This window comes from Thalassotalea litorea (genome assembly GCF_005843925.1).
Classification (GTDB): domain Bacteria; phylum Pseudomonadota; class Gammaproteobacteria; order Enterobacterales; family Alteromonadaceae; genus Thalassotalea_A; species Thalassotalea_A litorea_A.
This window is the reverse complement of the sequence record NZ_VCBC01000003.1, coordinates 15,659-31,562: the sequence shown is the minus strand read 5'-3', so window position 1 is coordinate 31,562 and position 15,904 is coordinate 15,659. Positions and strand designations below refer to the sequence as shown.

Genomic DNA, 15,904 nt, shown 5'->3' with positions numbered 1-15,904 from the left:
TTCACTTCTACCGATTAGGCTTGGGTTCAATCATTAATTTTAGCTGGTTTGCTTTTATTCGAAGAAAACTCCTGAAAACAAACCGTAAACTCGGCGCCAATAAACACGATTAACCACGATAAATAAACCCAAACGAATAAAATTGGAATGGCAGCCATCGCTCCATATATCGCCTCATAGGACGGTAAATGGGTGACATATAAAGCAAAGCCTTTCTTACCCAACTCAAACAGCAATGCGGCAACCAGACCTCCCCAAAAGGCATGTTTAAGACGGACATTGGTATTTGGAACGACCAGATATAACCCCATAAATCCGGCCAACGACGCGAGATAAGGGACCAGGCGCAATAACACGCTGCTGAGCCCACCAAAGTCGACACCGGAAGAGTTTACCAATGCCACGACATAGGAGGTTGCAGTTATGCTGATCCCGGCAATCAATGGCCCTAAAGTCAGAATCATCCAATATAACGCAAATGAAATTACCGGACGACGCGGGCGATGAACCCGCCAGATTTTATTCAACGACGTATCAATATTCGAAATCAGCAATAGTGCTAAAGCGAAAAGCACGGTAATGGATATCGCAGACATCTTTGACGCATTATCGACAAAGCCATCAATATGAGCGCGTACCTGTTCAGACGCCGTAGGCATAAAGTGATTAAATGTGAATTCTTCAATCTTTTCATAGACTTCAGAAAAAAGTGGAAATGCCGAAAATATCGAAAACATCACCAGAACCAATGGCACCAATGACATTAAGGTGACATAGGAAAGATACCCTGATGAAATCTTAATCTGGTCTTCTTTACACCGATTAAAAAGATGCAGTGAAAAAAGTTTAACTTGTTGCCAATAAGCAACTAAAGATTCCTGGGTGATGTTAATCATGGCTATCCTGGCAATATTATTGATCCTGACGATCTTGGTTGAGGGCAAATATAGGATTCGAAAATCCAGCTATACTATTGATTAATAATACCAATTAGACAGAAAAGTGCGCAATTTTGAATAACTCTCAAGCATTTCCATGGGCGTATTTTACAATATTTAGGTGGCATTACCCGACATTCGACTGCGGTGCCCCAGACATTTAAAATGTTTTCTCTGCATGGGCAACGACTTACGTTAATTGGTATTGGCTATAGATTAACAAAATTATACCAATCTACAACTTTGATGGCAGATATATAAAGGAGAAAAATATGGCTCAACAAGGTTCCGGCGGTAATGTTCTGGCGGCAATTTGTAGTTTTTTTATTCCGGGGCTTGGCCAACTTGTACAAGGTAGGATCTTACCGGCGATTATATTCTTTATCGCAACGGCGGGATTATATGCCACCGTGGTTGCCTGGTTTATTGGCGCCGTCGTTCATATTTGGGCCATCGTAGATGCCGCCCGCTACAAGGGTCTTGCCCAACAAGTCGACTAACCGATGTCGACCTTGGCGAAATTTCCATAAAAAAGACCAGCACCAGGCTGGTCTTTTACTGTGTACTTTGCCACAAGTGTGGCAAGTAAATCGAGATTGTCAGTTCACCTTAAAGTGCGACAAACAATCCAACCATTATTGCGGTTAACACAATGCTTGAGGTAATCACCCCTTTCACTGTGGTCATTGGGCCTTGTTTACCGGCTAATGCATTGATTTCCAGAACCGCCGCAATTGCTAAACAAACCCAAAGAGCGGTTGACCCCACGCCCATACCATAACCCGCGTAATGTGGACCGGCCAACATGAAAAACAGCATTGGACCGGAGAAAAGCGTATTGGTACGAGAGGCAAGCAATGCTTTACCCGCAGCGGCAGGACCGTCACCTTCAACCATACCCAATGCAACTTTTTGATTTGGCCAAATCACTAGCCAAACGTTTAAGAACATTAACGTACCTAAGGCTACACCGACCACAATATAGTCATTCATGACGTTCAGTTTGTGAACGCCCACCAAAAGTAATAAACCGGTGATAAAGGTAAACATAGCGCCCCAGCGGAACCACCATAATGCTTCAGGTGCAAGATGCTTCTTCGCATCCGCTAACGCCTCAGGTGTCGCCTTTTTAAAATAACCACCTTGAATAAAATTAAAATAATACAGCAAACCAATCCAGGTTAAACCGAAAAGCACATGCCCCCAACGGGTAAGCATGTTAATCATGTCCATTATCGACATAAATTCCCCTTTGTTATCGACCAAACCTAAACGGTATCGGTACTATTATTATGAGTAAAGTTAACGCCTTACAAAGGCTTTCCTTTACGGGTAATTGAATCGACTCCAACATAACCTCTATCAAACCATTTAGCAAATTCGACCAGTAAATCAGTAAATTGCAGGATTTTTATCCGATAAAGCTAGTAATAGCGGGAATTTTCAGTAAACTATTCCCGATTTTTCGTGGCGTGTGCCTACTTTTGCCCAGATGGACATTGTGGCATACCCTTTCTTTTATCTGATTGTTTTATTTTTTCAACTCGGAGACCTCGACATGGCGATTACCTTACCTGCGTTGCCTTACGCACAAGATGCCCTTGCACCACATATTTCTGCTGAAACCCTTGAGTACCACTACGGCAAGCACCACAACACCTATGTGGTTAAGCTTAATGGCCTGATTGAAGGTACTGAATTTGCTAACGCTTCTTTAGAAGAGATCGTTAAGAAGTCTTCTGGTGGTGTTTTCAATAACGCGGCACAAATCTGGAACCATACATTTTACTGGAATTCACTAACGCCAAGCGGTGCTGGTAAGCCAACAGGTGAATTAGCTGCAGCGATTGATGCTCAGTTTGGTTCTTTTGACGCATTCCAGGAACAATTCAATAACAGTGCTGTAAACAACTTTGGTTCAAGCTGGACCTGGTTGGTGAAAAATGCTGACGGCAGCCTGGCTATCGTGAACACTTCAAATGCGGCAACACCGCTTACTGAAGAAGGTGTAACACCGCTATTGACGGTTGATTTGTGGGAACATGCTTACTACATCGATTACCGTAACTTGCGCCCTTCTTACATGAAAGCGTTCTGGGCATTGGCTAACTGGGAATTTGCTAACGACAATTTCAACGCCTAATTACGATTGATACTTGTTGAAAAAGCGACCGATGGTCGCTTTTTTATTGCTTAGATTTCCTTAGATTTCGTATAGTACCGAGTATTTTACTTATTTCGACTTACCCTTCGCGATTCCAGCAAAAATCCAATCATTGATAATACGAATAGAAAAATCCCTGATACCTACTGCAACCGGTTGAGCTCTGCAGCCGAAGAAATAAAATCGAGAGCCTGAGTAAGGATTAAATCTAAAGATTTTCGTATGGCCGTTAAAATCTCATCGGAAGGGATCGATTTATCATTTTCCAGCATGGATAAATAAGATGTTTCTATACCCGCCTGCTCACTGAGTTGAGGTTGACTCAATTGCCTGTCTTGTCGTGTTTGTTTTATTACTTCACCTAAGGCCATAATCACTCCCACCCGCAATTCATGGCGATAACCGATTGAAATAAATTGATATTACTGGCTTTTCCTACAAGAAAAAACACCTATTCCACTAAGTGTTTTCCCATTCAGTGAGAAATTAAAGGCTTTTCGGCAAGGCTTTGATTGCAGAGAATGGTCGCTCCTTTGCCAAAATCAGTAACGCCGGATAAATGCCTTTAAAACTCACCCGTAGCGAGTGTAAGGGTTAAGAAAAATTAGAGGGTGATTACGAGTTGTTATAGGTGATAATTTCAGATACAAAAACGCCGGCGTTAGCCGGCGTTTTCAAATTCAGTAAAGCGAAATCTAATTTAGCTTGCGATTAGGCTTTCTTAGAGTTACGCGATTCACGCTTACGGTCCGACTCTTTCAGGAATCGTTTACGGATGCGAATGTTCTCAGGGGTTACTTCAACCAGTTCATCATCGTCGATGAATTCTAAAGCTTGCTCCAAGGTCATCACAATTGGTGGTGAAAGTACTTGCGCATCATCCGTACCAGAGGCACGAACGTTGGTTAGTTGCTTACCTTTCAGGGCGTTTACGGTAAGGTCATTATCACGATTGTGAATACCAATCACCATACCTTCATAAACTTCCACACCGTGACCAATCATTAAACGGCCACGTTCTTGCAAGTTAAACAAGGCATTGGTTAATGCTTTACCCGTTGCGTTAGCAATAAGGACACCATTGATACGCTGACCAATTTCACCGCCCTTATGAGGACCGTACTGAAGGAACGTGTGGTAGATCAAACCACTACCAGAGGTTAGAGTCATAAATTCGGTTTGGAAACCAATTAAGCCACGCGATGGCATAATAAAGTCCATACGAATGCGACCTTTACCATCTGGTGCCATATCGGTTAATTCGGCTTTGCGAATCCCCATTTTTTCCATGATCGAACCTTGATGCTCTTCTTCGACATCAACGGTTACCGTTTCATACGGTTCCTGAACTTCGCCGTCTTTCTCAATCATGATAACTTCAGGACGAGATACTGCTAATTCATAACCTTCACGACGCATGTTTTCAATCAAGATACCTAGGTGTAACTCACCACGGCCTGATACACGGAATTTGTCCGGATCATCAGTTTCTTCAACACGAAGTGCAACGTTATGAACCAATTCTTTTTGCAAACGATCAAGGATATTACGTGATGTGACGTATTTACCTTCCTGACCAGAAAATGGTGATGTGTTTACCTGGAATGTCATGGTCACCGTTGGTTCATCAACACTTAGCGGTGGTAATGGCTCAACTTCGGTAGGACAACAAATCGTATCGGAAATTTTCAGTTCGCCTAAACCTGTGATCGCAATAATGTCACCGGCTTTCGCAGATTCCGCTTCATAACGCTCCAGACCAAGATAGCCAAGAACCGTACCGACTTTGCCGTTGTGGATTTTGCCCGCGGCTGTGTTTATCGTTACTTGCTGACCAGGCTTAACCGTACCACGGGTAACACGACCAACACCGATAACGCCAACATAAGAGTTGTAGTCGAGTTGCGAGATTTGCATTTGGAACGGGCCGTCGATGTCTGCATCTGGTGCAGGTACTTCGTCAATAATCGTTTCAAATAATGGTGTCATGTCTTCGCCTTCAACACCTTCTTCATGAGCTGCCCAACCATTAATAGCTGAAGCATAAACCACTTTAAAGTCCAACTGTTCGTCAGTCGCACCTAAGTTATCGAATAAATCAAAGACTTGATCCATAACCCAGTCAGGACGAGCACCCGGCTTATCAATTTTATTGATAACAACGATAGGCTTTAACCCTTGCGCGAACGCTTTTTGGGTTACGAAGCGTGTTTGCGGCATCGGGCCTTCTTGAGCATCGACGATTAGCAATACCGAATCAACCATCGACATAACACGCTCTACTTCACCACCGAAATCGGCGTGACCTGGAGTATCGACGATATTTACACGGTAGTCGTTCCAGTTAATCGCGGTATTTTTCGCAAGGATAGTAATACCACGTTCTTTTTCGATGTCATTAGAGTCCATCACACGATCATCAAGATCAGCACGAGAATCTAAAGTTCCGGATTGTTGTAGCAGTTTGTCAACCAAAGTAGTTTTACCATGGTCAACGTGCGCGATGATCGCAATATTGCGTAATTTGTCTAACACTGTGTTCGCCCTTACCTATATTTGGGCGCGTTTCGCCCTTAACTTTGGGCGCGTATTGTACAGCACTGCTGTCGACAAAGAAAATTTAAATTGTACGGGAGCAAAATCACATTATGAACGTCGCGATAGTGAAATGAAATATTCGTTATTGCGACGAATTTAGATGCGAACAAATTGTCAACGCGAGGAAATAATTCTGTGAAAATTCACTGTAATGGTACAATAGCCGAATACTCGCTAAAAATTTCAGGGCAACCTGATATTTACGCACTATAATGATCCGCAGCAGCACCAAGGTGGTGCAAACCGGACAAGCATAAAATGCCGATGCCTTGATAAAACAGTGGTTATAAAGTTGGCACGATTATCGCTTGGGCTATGCATAGCAAATGTTAGTACATTTATATTTTAACCTGCAGAATAATTTCGGAGACGTACATGTCACAAGCAGTTTTAAATTTGATTAAAGAAAGCGACGTTAAGTTCGTTGATTTGCGCTTCACTGATTCCAAAGGTAAAGAGCAGCACGTTTCACTTCCTCATCATCAAGTCGATGCAGACTTCTTTGAAGATGGCAAAATGTTCGATGGTTCTTCAATCTCTGGTTGGAAAGGCATCAATGAATCTGACATGGTTCTAATGCCAGACGCGGAAACAGCCGTACTTGACCCGTTTACAGAAGAAACAACTTTAAACATCCGTTGTGACATTGTTGAGCCTACAACGATGCAAGGTTATGAGCGTGACCCACGTTCAGTTGCTAAGCGTGCCGAAGAATATATGCGTAGCACTGGTATCGCAGATACTGTTTTATTTGGTCCAGAGCCAGAGTTTTTCTTATTCGATGACGTTAAGTTCCACACAGATATGAGTGGTTCTATGTATAAGATTGATGACAAAGAAGCAATCTGGAACTCAGCAACTACCTATGAAGACGGTAACACAGGTCATCGTCCTAACGTTAAAGGTGGTTACTTCCCAGTAGCACCAGTTGATTCATCTCAGGATCTTCGTTCAGCAATGTGTCTGGTAATGGAAGAGATGGGCCTTGTTGTTGAAGCACATCACCATGAAGTAGCGACTGCGGGTCAAAATGAAATCGCAACGCGTTTCAACACTATGGTTAACAAAGCCGACGAAATCCAAATCTACAAGTATGTTGTACACAACGTTGCACACGCTTACGGTAAAACAGCTACTTTCATGCCAAAACCAGTCGTTGGCGATAACGGTACCGGCATGCACTGTCACCAGTCTTTAGCAAAAGACGGTGTTAACCTGTTCTCTGGTGATCAGTATGGCGGACTTTCTGAAACTGCTCTTTACTACATCGGCGGTATCATCAAGCACGCTAAAGCACTAAACGCTTTCACTAACGCTTCTACTAACTCATACAAGCGTCTAGTTCCTGGTTTCGAAGCACCGGTAATGCTTGCATACTCTGCACGTAACCGTTCTGCTTCAATCCGTATCCCTGTAGTTCCTAGCCCGAAAGCGCGTCGTATCGAAGTACGTTTCCCTGATCCAACAGCGAACCCATACCTTGCTTTCGCAGCAATGCTTATGGCTGGCCTTGACGGTATCAAAAACAAGATCCACCCGGGCGATGCAATGGATAAAGATTTGTATGACCTGCCAGCTGAAGAAGCTGCAGCGATCCCACAAGTTTGTAGTTCTTTAGAAGAAGCGCTTGATTGCCTTGCCGCTGATATGGACTTCCTAACCGCTGGTGGTGTATTCACCACTGACATGATTGAAGCCTATGCTGAACTTAAGCGTGCTGAGATCGAGAAGCTGAACATGACAACTCACCCAGTTGAGTTCGAAATGTACTACAGCGTTTAATCGGTTTTTTACTGATTTAAAAAGCCCGCTTAATGCGGGCTTTTTTCTATCCAAGTAACGTTGGCTGCGCTCAACCTCTTAAGGCAGACCGTTCAATTGTCAAAGCAACGCCTTGTTGTAGAGTCATGAATTAGCCTCAACCCCGATAATTTGTTAAATTGGTGTTTCCCTTGTTATTAATACATAATTATTAACAATCAGAGATCGCAGAAACCTGAGGGTATTTGCAAAATATTTTAGGCACCAAGCCAACGGAATACTGACCTATGTTACGGAAATGGACTACCACAGTTTTAATACTCTTATCCTTACTATCCGCGGCGGCTTTGCATGCGCAATCCAAAATATATGCGTGGAAGGACGAGCAAGGCAATGTGGTTTTTTCTGATACGGCTAAACCCGGTGCTGAATTAATCGAAGTCGATGATCAACAAACGATTATCAGTTCCGTGGATACATCGATTTTGGATATCACTCCAAGAGCGAAAGTCGAAGAGTTTAATGTATCAATTAATCAGCCAGAAGATCACGCAACCATTCGCGATAACTCAGGTTCTGTTTATATCTCAGGTCAGGTGTCGCCAGTGTTTAAACGCGGCCTAACCGTACAGTTGATATTTAACGGTGAAAAACATGGTGAACCGCAAACCCGCTCAGTATTTATTCTGAGAAACGTCGATCGTGGCGAACATAAAATAAAATTAGAGCTAATCAACAATCAAGGCAAGGTTATTGCATCGTCTAAGGAAAGGACGATTTATTTGCACCGAGCCAGGGTCAACTAAGCTATACCTCACGAAATTCGTGCAATTTAAATCGCTATTACGTACACTGAAATCTGTACCGCACCACATTGGTGCAAACGGAGAAGCGATTGCACAGTTCAACCCAATTAAAAGAAATTCGTCAATATTATCAACAACAACTCGTGTCACAATTAGGCACAGCTGTTGTGGTATTGAATGATCGTCTGGAAGTCAAATATCTAAACCCGTCTGCGGAAGCAACATTCAATAAAAGCCTAAATCGACTGTTAGATGCGCCATTTGTCGAATGCTTTGTTCATTGTTCATTAGATGTGGAACGTTTAGCTCAAGTCGTTCGCACCGGTCAGGACTTTACCGATTCAGATGTGATTCTTGAATTGATCGATGGTTCCCGTATCTCCCTGGAAGTTTCTGTGTCGGTGATTCGTATCGACGGTAAAACTCGTGTGCTACTTGAGTGCAAACAAATTGATAAACAAAAACAGATCAATACGGAAATGTTCCAGGAGCAACAATGGCAAGCGGCCCGTGATTTGATTCGTGGGCTGGCCCATGAAATTAAAAACCCGCTTGGCGGTTTGCGTGGGGCGGCACAATTGCTCGATCGCGAGTTATCCACGGAGCAAAAAGAATATACATCCCTCATTATTGAGCAGGCCGATCGCTTAACCAACCTTGTTGACCGCCTGCTCGGGCCTAACCAGTTGCCTAAGCTTGCGCCGATGAATATTCATCAAGTATTGGAAACCGTTTACCAGTTAAAAAAGTATGATAATGCCAAAGGCGTTCGTTTTATTCGAGATTATGACCCGTCGATTCCGGAAATCGATGTCGATCCCGAGAAGCTTCAGCAAACCTTGCTAAATATCGTCGGCAATGCCTTACAAGTACTCGATGAAGATGGCCAAATCGTATTGAAAACCAGGATCGCGACCAATCAAACAATCAACGGTGAAAAAGTAAAACTGGCGATTAAGATTTCCATTATCGATAACGGCCCGGGTATCCCCGCCTCATTACAGGACAAAATTTTCTATCCCATGGTATCAGGCCGAGCCAGCGGCACTGGCCTTGGGCTTTCCATCGCACAAACACTGGTACATCAACACCATGGCAAGCTCGCATGCCACAGTTACCCCGGACGTACCGAATTTTCGATTATATTGCCTTTACCAAAGAGACCGAATCAATGAATGCAGAACAAGTATGGATAGTCGATGATGACAACTCAATTCGTTGGGTTTTAGAAAAAGCACTCAAAGGTGCAAATATATCTGCTGCGACATTCAGTAATGCCATGGATGTCTTAACGGCATTGGAAATCAGTCAACCACAAGTGATTATTTCTGATATTCGCATGCCACAAATGGATGGTATGACCTTGCTAAGCCGGATTAATGAGAATGCACCGGACATTCCGGTTATCATTATGACCGCCCACTCAGACCTAGATAGTGCCGTTAATGCGTATCAGGGTGGCGCTTTTGAGTATCTGCCAAAACCATTTGATATCGATGAAGCTCAGGCGCTGATCAAACGGGCATTAACCCATTCACAGGAGCAATCTGCGAAAAAGGCAAAAAGTTCGCAAAGAGGCACCGACGTCGGCATCATCGGCGAAGCGCCAGCAATGCAGGAAGTCTTTCGTGCCATCGGGCGGTTGTCTCGTTCAAGCATAAGTGTTTTGATCAATGGTGAATCTGGTACCGGTAAAGAGTTAGTCGCCAATGCACTACATCGTCATAGTCCCCGAAAAGACGCGCCTTTTATTCCTCTGAATATGGCAGCGATTCCAAAAGATCTTATTGAGTCGGAATTATTCGGCCATGAAAAAGGTGCATTTACCGGCGCCAATTCAGTGCGTCAGGGACGCTTCGAGCAAGCCCATGGCGGCACCCTGTTTCTTGACGAAATTGGCGATATGCCTTTAGAAATACAAACTCGACTATTGCGAGTTCTGGCAGATGGACAATTTTATCGGGTTGGTGGTCACAGCCCGATCCAGGTGGATGTTCGAATTATTGCCGCAACGCATCAACACCTTGAGGAATTGGTGCATAGTGGCGATTTCCGAGAAGATTTATTCCATCGTTTAAATGTCATTCGCATTCAGTTACCGAGCTTGAAAGAGCGCAAGGAAGACATTGAACAACTGGCTTTGAATTTCCTTTCTAAAGCCGCCGATGAACTGGGAGTAGAGTGTAAAAGCATTGACTCTCAAGCGCTGAAGTTTATGCAGACCTGCGACTGGCCGGGTAATGTCCGACAACTGGAGAATATCTGTCGATATTTAACCGTGATGGCTTCAGGCAAAGAGATTTTACTCAGCGATTTACCGGAAGAGCTTACCACTGTCACCAGCTCCAGCGGTAATAATGCCAGCAACTGGCAAAGCCAGCTTTCACTTTGGATGGATGATCAGCTTAAGAAAGGGAGTATGGATATTCTTTCAGAAGCGTTACCTGAGTTTGAGCGTATCTGCCTGGACAGAGCCTTGCATTTTACCCACGGGCACAAACAGGAAGCTGCGAAAAAACTGGGCTGGGGAAGAAATACGTTAACAAGAAAACTGAAAGATTTACAATAACGCTAATTGCGCTTTGCGGTGAGTTTATTGTGGTTTTTAGCTCTGAGCATCGAGAACTTATTGCGATATGAAAAAATAAGTTCTCAGCTTGCAAAGGTGATGGAATTTGCAGAGGGAAGTTCGATTAAGAGTCACAGCTTTGAGACTGGCAACTACGGCAACTATTACACAGTTTTAAATTCACCAGATGAGCCGCCACTAACAAGGCTGCACCAATAATTACCATCATCGGTTGCAACGCCTCATCGACGCTATGTTTGTGCCAATAAATAAATCCGCCGAGAAACAGTAGATAAAACGGATAGATTTTTTTGTGGTAACGCTTAAAGCCAGAGAAAAGCGCAATGGAGCCTAGCAGCAAGGTTGCAAATAAAAACCAATGTTCCGCTTCATGATCACCAATAAACCCGAGGCCTAAAAGCGACAGGGAAGGTAACAAGACGGGTAATAATATGCAATGCAACGCGCACAATGACGTTGCTGTAATGCCTAAACGATCAAGCATGTAACTCTCAGTCTGCCCCAATAATAAGCAATAACCCGGTAATTGGGTATCTGCGACCTTGGAAAGGTTAATTGTTAAACAGTGATAATATCACAAAAGTGATAGTATCACACATTTAAATTGTAAACGGCGTTATCGCGAAGCCTTAAAATTCAGGGTTAGCATCGATGTAAATCAAAGCTCAGGACATCTTTAATCTCGGTTTTATTCAATTTCAGCATTAACAAGCGATCAATCCCTAATGCAACTCCAGAACAATCAGCCAAGCCATGCTCCAGTGCCGCTAATAAACGCTCATCCAAGGGTTTTTCCGGCAGATTCCGTGCCTTACGTTGACGGTTATCTTGTTCGAACCTGAGTCTTTGTTCTGACGCATTAGTCAATTCATCAAAACCATTCGCCAGCTCCATATTGCGATAATATAACTCGAATCTGCAAGCGACTCGCTTGTCTGCTGGCGCCAGTTTGGCAAGCGCCGCCTGAGAGGCAGGGAAATGATAAATAAAACAAGGCCGCTCTTGTCCTATCGATGGCTCGATAAAGGTGGCGAACATAAACTGCAATAAGGTATCAATATCTTCTTCTTTTTCGAGCCAGTCCGACATTTGCTGATGCTTGCTAATCACTTGCTTTAATTGCTCGCTCGATGCGGTAAGTGGATCAATGCCCAAGATATCGATAAATATTTGTTGATAAGAAATGAGCTGGGCCGATTCCGTGCCCAGTAAACAACACACCAGTTCATCTATTTCATCGATTAACTGTAAATAACTAAAACCGGGGCGATACCATTCGAGCATTGTGAATTCGGGGTTGTGATAGCGCCCCTGTTCTTCATTGCGAAAAGCTTTGCAGATTTGAAATATCGCGCCGCTGCCTGCAGCAAGCAGACGTTTCATCGCAAATTCCGGCGATGTTTGTAAATATAAGGCTTGTGCTTGATTGTCATCACTCACCGTCGCCGCCAGCTTGGTCGTAAAGCTTTGTAAATGAATATCGGTGACCGTTGCCTGACTCAGCGCCGGTGTTTCCACTTCCAGTACCTTACGTTCCGCAAAAAATCGACGGATTTGAGCAATAAAGTCCGCCCTTACCTTTAACGTTTCAATCGTTGCTGAAGGTTGCCACATAATACACTCGCTCTTGCCAGACTTCTCGGAATGCGCTTGATAAGCACTTATAAAACAATACGTAACAAATAATACATATCAAACAATACCTATCAAACAATACGCAACAAACAATAAAGGGAGCTTTCGCTCCCTTTTTTACAAATCATCTGATTGTTAGCTTGATTATTTACCCGCGCGAGAAACGTATTCACCGCTACGAGTATCCACTTTGACGACTTCGCCAATTTGAATAAATAAAGGAACACGCACTACCGCACCTGTTACTAGAGTTGCAGGTTTGCCACCCGTTCCTGCGGTGTCCCCTTTAAGGCCGGGGTCCGTTTCAGTCACTTCCAGTTCAACAAAGTTAGGTGGTGTGACTGTGATTGGAGTACCATTCCACAGAGTTAAGACACACATATCACCATCTTTTAGCCACTTTTCATTGTCACCAACGGCTTTTGCATCCGCTGCTAGTTGCTCAAAGGTGTCATTATTCATAAAATGCCAGAATTCACCGTCATTGTATAAATACGCCAAATCTGTTTCCATGACGTCGGCGCCTTCAACTGACTCTCCGGATTTAAAGGTTTTTTCCAAAACTTTACCGGAGATTAGTTTACGAATTTTAACTCGGTTAAAAGCCTGACCTTTACCCGGTTTTACTAATTCGTTTTCTAGGATGTTGCACGGCTCGCCATCAATCATTAGCTTCAGACCGGCTTTAAATTCATTTGTACTAAAGTTAGCCATAGGGTTCTCTTGTAAACGGTGCTTTTAAACGATTCACTTAACGTTATACAAATAACGTAGCATAACGTGAACGCTAAGCAGAGATTATTAATGCCGCAAATAATACACTTAAATGACGATCATTTACACGCCTGTTGGCAAAAAGAATTGGCCAATGTGGTCACCGATGCCAGAGTACTTTTGCAAATGCTGCAAATCGACGAAAAGACTCAGGAAAAGCACTTTTGTGCACGCCGGCTTTTCCCGCTTCGGGTACCTCGTCCATTTATCCAGCGCATGGAAAAAGGCAATGTTAATGATCCATTGCTCAAACAGGTGATGGTCCAGGATCTGGAATTTGAGCATGTGTCCGGATACAGCACCGACCCTTTGGAAGAGCACGATACCGTTGCAGAAGGTTTACTGCATAAATATCAAAACCGAGTATTAATGATTGTAAAATCCGGTTGTGCGGTAAATTGCCGATATTGTTTTCGCCGTCATTTCCCTTATGAGGACAACAGCCCTAACAAGCTACGCTGGCAGCAAGCTCTGGATTACATCGCAACCCATCCCCAGATCAATGAAGTGATTTTCAGCGGCGGCGATCCCCTGATGGCATCCGATGAACATCTGAGCTGGTTAGTCACTCAATTAGAAAAGATAGCGCATGTTAAACGTTTGCGAATTCATAGCCGCTTACCTGTAGTCATTCCGCAACGGATCACGCCTGAGTTAGTCAATTTGCTTAAAGCGTCACGCCTCAAAGCGGTAATGGTATTTCACATTAATCATCCCAATGAAATTGACGATGAATTTACTCGCTCGATAGAGCCGCTCAGGAAAGCCTTTATTCCTCTGTTTAATCAAAGTGTATTATTAAAGGGAATTAACGATAGTGCTCAAGTGTTGTGCCAGTTAAGCGAGGCATTGTTTGATATTGGTATTCAACCGTATTATCTGCATTTATTTGACGCCGTACAAGGCGCTGCGCATTTTGATGTGGGTGATGACGAAGCAAAAAGGATTGCTCAGAAAATGATGGCTCAGCTACCTGGTTTCTTAATGCCAAAACTGGTGAGAGAAATCGCCGGTGAAGCTAACAAGACACTAATACCAATTACGAAAGTAGATTGATCATTTCGCGAATATTTAAATCGATTGATTAAACCCGGCAGGTAGCCAAAATTTTAATGCCAGACCAAGCGATAAAAACAATTCATATTCGCCCACAATGCCCGACAGACATTTCTCTTGCGTTGCCCTGCATGGACGTAGGGTAAGATGACAATGCAAGAGTATATTGTCTTTGTTGTTCTTTACAATGCAATCACCATTCCTAAAAATAACAACGCCTTGTATAAATGCCTCGACTGGCATTCTGAATTGCTCGCAACCCTATCGTAATTGGTAATAATCTGGCATAATCCACGGCAAATTTAAGCAAGTGAAATGCAAATCATGGCCGATCCCGTTGAACAACAACTTATCGACAATATCTCACAATTACTCAAGCGTTCAATCGTCGCTGACAGTGCTTTGCAGCAGCTAAGAAGTGAGGACAAGGCAAAGTTTTCACAGATTTTTAGTGCCGACTCTCCGTTTGATCGTAAAGCAAATACGTTTCAACCCTATATCGAAGAAATCGCCGATGATTTATTGATTTGGCAACAAAGCAAATCTAAGCCATTATTAATCAAGCTGGTTAAAAAAATTGAGCAGCTTTTCAAAGTATTAACGGAATTTGAGAGTCATTACACAAACAAAGGCTAAATGCAGTAGTTAACGCCTGATTTCATTAAAACAGGATTACATCTTGGTACGCTGCAAGTTTTGCTATTTGTTGTTTTTACTTATCGTGTTTCGGGCTCAAGGCCAAGATCTTGAGCCTCGTTCCTATTTAAATATTCCAATTGATCAGACATTTTTTACCGGTATGTATATATACTCGGATGGTGATGTTTATACATCGTCAAGCCTGCCGATTGAAGATTTTCGATTAACAACCACGACTTGGGCAGGACAATTTAGTCGCACTTTTGCGCTCGACGACAAATTGGCAAAATTCGATGCAGTATTTGCTACGTCTTGCGGGGATGGCTCTGCGATTTTCCAAGGGCAGATCACGACACGAAAGTTTTGTGGATTTGCCGATACTAAGTTGAAATTTACTTACAATTTTTTCGGGTCGCCGGCGCTTTCTGCAAAAGATTTCCTCAGTTATCAAAAAACCACGATAATTGGCGCCAGCGTCCAGGTCAACGTGCCTAACGGTCATTACGTAAAAGATGAGTTATTAAATATCGGCTCTAATCGCTGGTACATAAAACCGGAAATCGGTGCGACAATCCCATTGGGCAATTGGGAAGTAGACTTGGCGTTATCGGCGTTTTTCTTTGAGGACAATGATGAACTGCAGGGCACGCAGACGCTGAGTCAGGACAACGTATATAACCTGCAATTTCACCTGGTTTACGATCTTGGTCCGGCCCATTGGTTAGCTCTGGATCTCAATTATTTTGGCGGTGGTGACACATACATCGATGGTCAGCCATCCGGCCTCAAAGAGACCAACGTCCGCGGTGGAATCGCCTATCGTTACTCCCTTAACAGGCACCATAGTATAAAACTGATATTGAATACCGGTATCACCACCCGTTTGGGTAATGATACCAATGCCGCGACCATTGCATGGACTTATCGATTGTAACTATCCTCG

Annotated in this window: 16 protein-coding genes; 9 read left to right on the top strand and 7 right to left on the bottom strand. The window is 43.4% G+C overall.

Going from position 1 to position 15,904, the window contains the following annotated elements:
• Positions 1 to 26 precede the first annotated feature (26 nt).
• Positions 27 to 896, bottom strand: coding sequence for a virulence factor BrkB family protein (locus FE810_RS02110; protein WP_138318384.1), 870 nt, complete (start codon positions 894 to 896; stop codon positions 27 to 29).
• Between the two features lie 314 nt (positions 897 to 1,210).
• Here FE810_RS02110 and FE810_RS02105 point away from each other — a divergent pair, with 314 nt between their 5' ends.
• Entirely contained in the window at positions 1,211 to 1,438 is a 228-nt protein-coding gene (locus FE810_RS02105) for a hypothetical protein (protein WP_138318383.1), read from the top strand.
• A 109-nt stretch (positions 1,439 to 1,547) separates the two neighbouring features.
• Here the strand turns inward: FE810_RS02105 and FE810_RS02100 are convergent, their stop codons facing one another.
• Complete coding sequence (locus tag FE810_RS02100; RefSeq protein WP_246036855.1) at positions 1,548 to 2,180, bottom strand: urate hydroxylase PuuD; 633 nt, start codon at positions 2,178 to 2,180, stop codon at positions 1,548 to 1,550.
• Positions 2,181 to 2,496: 316 nt separating this feature from the next.
• Between FE810_RS02100 and FE810_RS02095 the strand changes: the two genes are divergently transcribed.
• Complete coding sequence (locus tag FE810_RS02095; protein ID WP_138318382.1) at positions 2,497 to 3,081, top strand: superoxide dismutase; 585 nt, start codon at positions 2,497 to 2,499, stop codon at positions 3,079 to 3,081.
• A 164-nt stretch (positions 3,082 to 3,245) separates the two neighbouring features.
• On the opposite strand, the gene FE810_RS02090 is transcribed toward FE810_RS02095, so the two are convergent.
• Both FE810_RS02090 and typA read right to left on the bottom strand, forming a co-directional pair.
• Entirely contained in the window at positions 3,246 to 3,473 is a 228-nt protein-coding gene (locus FE810_RS02090; RefSeq protein ID WP_138318381.1) for a helix-turn-helix domain-containing protein, read from the bottom strand.
• Between the two features lie 340 nt (positions 3,474 to 3,813).
• The gene (gene typA / locus FE810_RS02085) at positions 3,814 to 5,637 is read right to left on the bottom strand and encodes a translational GTPase TypA (RefSeq protein WP_138318380.1); all 1,824 of its coding nucleotides are present in this window, start codon (positions 5,635 to 5,637) and stop codon (positions 3,814 to 3,816) included.
• Between the two features lie 438 nt (positions 5,638 to 6,075).
• Between typA and glnA the strand changes: the two genes are divergently transcribed.
• The 4 genes from glnA (at position 6,076) to glnG (ending at position 10,836) form a co-directional block, all read left to right on the top strand.
• The gene (gene glnA / locus FE810_RS02080) at positions 6,076 to 7,482 is read left to right on the top strand and encodes a glutamate--ammonia ligase (RefSeq protein WP_138318379.1); all 1,407 of its coding nucleotides are present in this window, start codon (positions 6,076 to 6,078) and stop codon (positions 7,480 to 7,482) included.
• Between the two features lie 266 nt (positions 7,483 to 7,748).
• Positions 7,749 to 8,267 carry a DUF4124 domain-containing protein gene (locus FE810_RS02075; protein ID WP_138318378.1) on the top strand — a complete coding sequence of 173 codons (519 nt, stop codon included), beginning with the start codon at positions 7,749 to 7,751 and terminating at the stop codon, positions 8,265 to 8,267.
• 89 nt (positions 8,268 to 8,356) lie between these two features.
• Positions 8,357 to 9,442 (top strand): nitrogen regulation protein NR(II), encoded by a 1,086-nt coding sequence (glnL, locus tag FE810_RS02070; protein ID WP_138318377.1) that lies wholly within the window; start codon positions 8,357 to 8,359, stop codon positions 9,440 to 9,442.
• The gene (glnG, locus tag FE810_RS02065) at positions 9,439 to 10,836 is read left to right on the top strand and encodes a nitrogen regulation protein NR(I) (RefSeq protein ID WP_138318376.1); all 1,398 of its coding nucleotides are present in this window, start codon (positions 9,439 to 9,441) and stop codon (positions 10,834 to 10,836) included. The genes glnL and glnG overlap by 4 nt, the downstream gene beginning before the upstream one ends.
• A 124-nt stretch (positions 10,837 to 10,960) precedes the next feature.
• On the opposite strand, the gene FE810_RS02060 is transcribed toward glnG, so the two are convergent.
• The 3 genes from FE810_RS02060 to efp form a co-directional block, all read right to left on the bottom strand.
• The gene (locus FE810_RS02060; RefSeq protein WP_138318375.1) at positions 10,961 to 11,341 is read right to left on the bottom strand and encodes a MerC domain-containing protein; all 381 of its coding nucleotides are present in this window, start codon (positions 11,339 to 11,341) and stop codon (positions 10,961 to 10,963) included.
• A 158-nt stretch (positions 11,342 to 11,499) separates the two neighbouring features.
• Positions 11,500 to 12,471, bottom strand: coding sequence for an elongation factor P--(R)-beta-lysine ligase (gene epmA, locus FE810_RS02055; protein WP_138318374.1), 972 nt, complete (start codon positions 12,469 to 12,471; stop codon positions 11,500 to 11,502).
• A gap of 165 nt (positions 12,472 to 12,636) precedes the next feature.
• Positions 12,637 to 13,206 carry an elongation factor P gene (efp, locus tag FE810_RS02050; protein WP_138318373.1) on the bottom strand — a complete coding sequence of 190 codons (570 nt, stop codon included), beginning with the start codon at positions 13,204 to 13,206 and terminating at the stop codon, positions 12,637 to 12,639.
• A 90-nt stretch (positions 13,207 to 13,296) separates the two neighbouring features.
• Between efp and epmB the strand changes: the two genes are divergently transcribed.
• The 3 genes from epmB (at position 13,297) to FE810_RS02035 (ending at position 15,895) form a co-directional block, all read left to right on the top strand.
• A complete protein-coding gene (gene epmB, locus FE810_RS02045; protein WP_138318372.1) occupies positions 13,297 to 14,322 on the top strand; it encodes an EF-P beta-lysylation protein EpmB in 1,026 nt (341 codons plus the stop codon).
• Positions 14,323 to 14,637: 315 nt separating this feature from the next.
• On the top strand, positions 14,638 to 14,958 hold the full coding sequence (locus FE810_RS02040) for a hypothetical protein (protein WP_246036853.1): 321 nt from the start codon (positions 14,638 to 14,640) through the stop codon (positions 14,956 to 14,958).
• Between the two features lie 67 nt (positions 14,959 to 15,025).
• A complete protein-coding gene (locus tag FE810_RS02035; RefSeq protein ID WP_138318371.1) occupies positions 15,026 to 15,895 on the top strand; it encodes a transporter in 870 nt (289 codons plus the stop codon).
• The last annotated feature ends 9 nt before the right edge of the window (positions 15,896 to 15,904 follow it).

Bases quoted from the DNA above. Each gene is read 5' to 3' on its own strand.
- FE810_RS02090 (WP_138318381.1), bottom strand. From the start codon at position 3,473: ATGGCCTTAGGTGAAGTAATAAAACAAACACGACAAGACAGGCAATTG.
- FE810_RS02110 (WP_138318384.1), bottom strand. From the start codon at position 896: ATGATTAACATCACCCAGGAATCTTTAGTTGCTTATTGGCAACAAGTT.
- FE810_RS02095 (WP_138318382.1), top strand. From the start codon at position 2,497: ATGGCGATTACCTTACCTGCGTTGCCTTACGCACAAGATGCCCTTGCA.
- FE810_RS02060 (WP_138318375.1), bottom strand. From the start codon at position 11,341: ATGCTTGATCGTTTAGGCATTACAGCAACGTCATTGTGCGCGTTGCAT.
- glnG (WP_138318376.1), top strand. From the start codon at position 9,439: ATGAATGCAGAACAAGTATGGATAGTCGATGATGACAACTCAATTCGT.
- FE810_RS02040 (WP_246036853.1), top strand. From the start codon at position 14,638: ATGCAAATCATGGCCGATCCCGTTGAACAACAACTTATCGACAATATC.
- epmA (WP_138318374.1), bottom strand. From the start codon at position 12,471: ATGTGGCAACCTTCAGCAACGATTGAAACGTTAAAGGTAAGGGCGGAC.
- FE810_RS02105 (WP_138318383.1), top strand. From the start codon at position 1,211: ATGGCTCAACAAGGTTCCGGCGGTAATGTTCTGGCGGCAATTTGTAGT.
- FE810_RS02100 (WP_246036855.1), bottom strand. From the start codon at position 2,180: ATGTCGATAATGGACATGATTAACATGCTTACCCGTTGGGGGCATGTG.
- efp (WP_138318373.1), bottom strand. From the start codon at position 13,206: ATGGCTAACTTTAGTACAAATGAATTTAAAGCCGGTCTGAAGCTAATG.
- FE810_RS02075 (WP_138318378.1), top strand. From the start codon at position 7,749: ATGTTACGGAAATGGACTACCACAGTTTTAATACTCTTATCCTTACTA.
- glnA (WP_138318379.1), top strand. From the start codon at position 6,076: ATGTCACAAGCAGTTTTAAATTTGATTAAAGAAAGCGACGTTAAGTTC.
- epmB (WP_138318372.1), top strand. From the start codon at position 13,297: ATGCCGCAAATAATACACTTAAATGACGATCATTTACACGCCTGTTGG.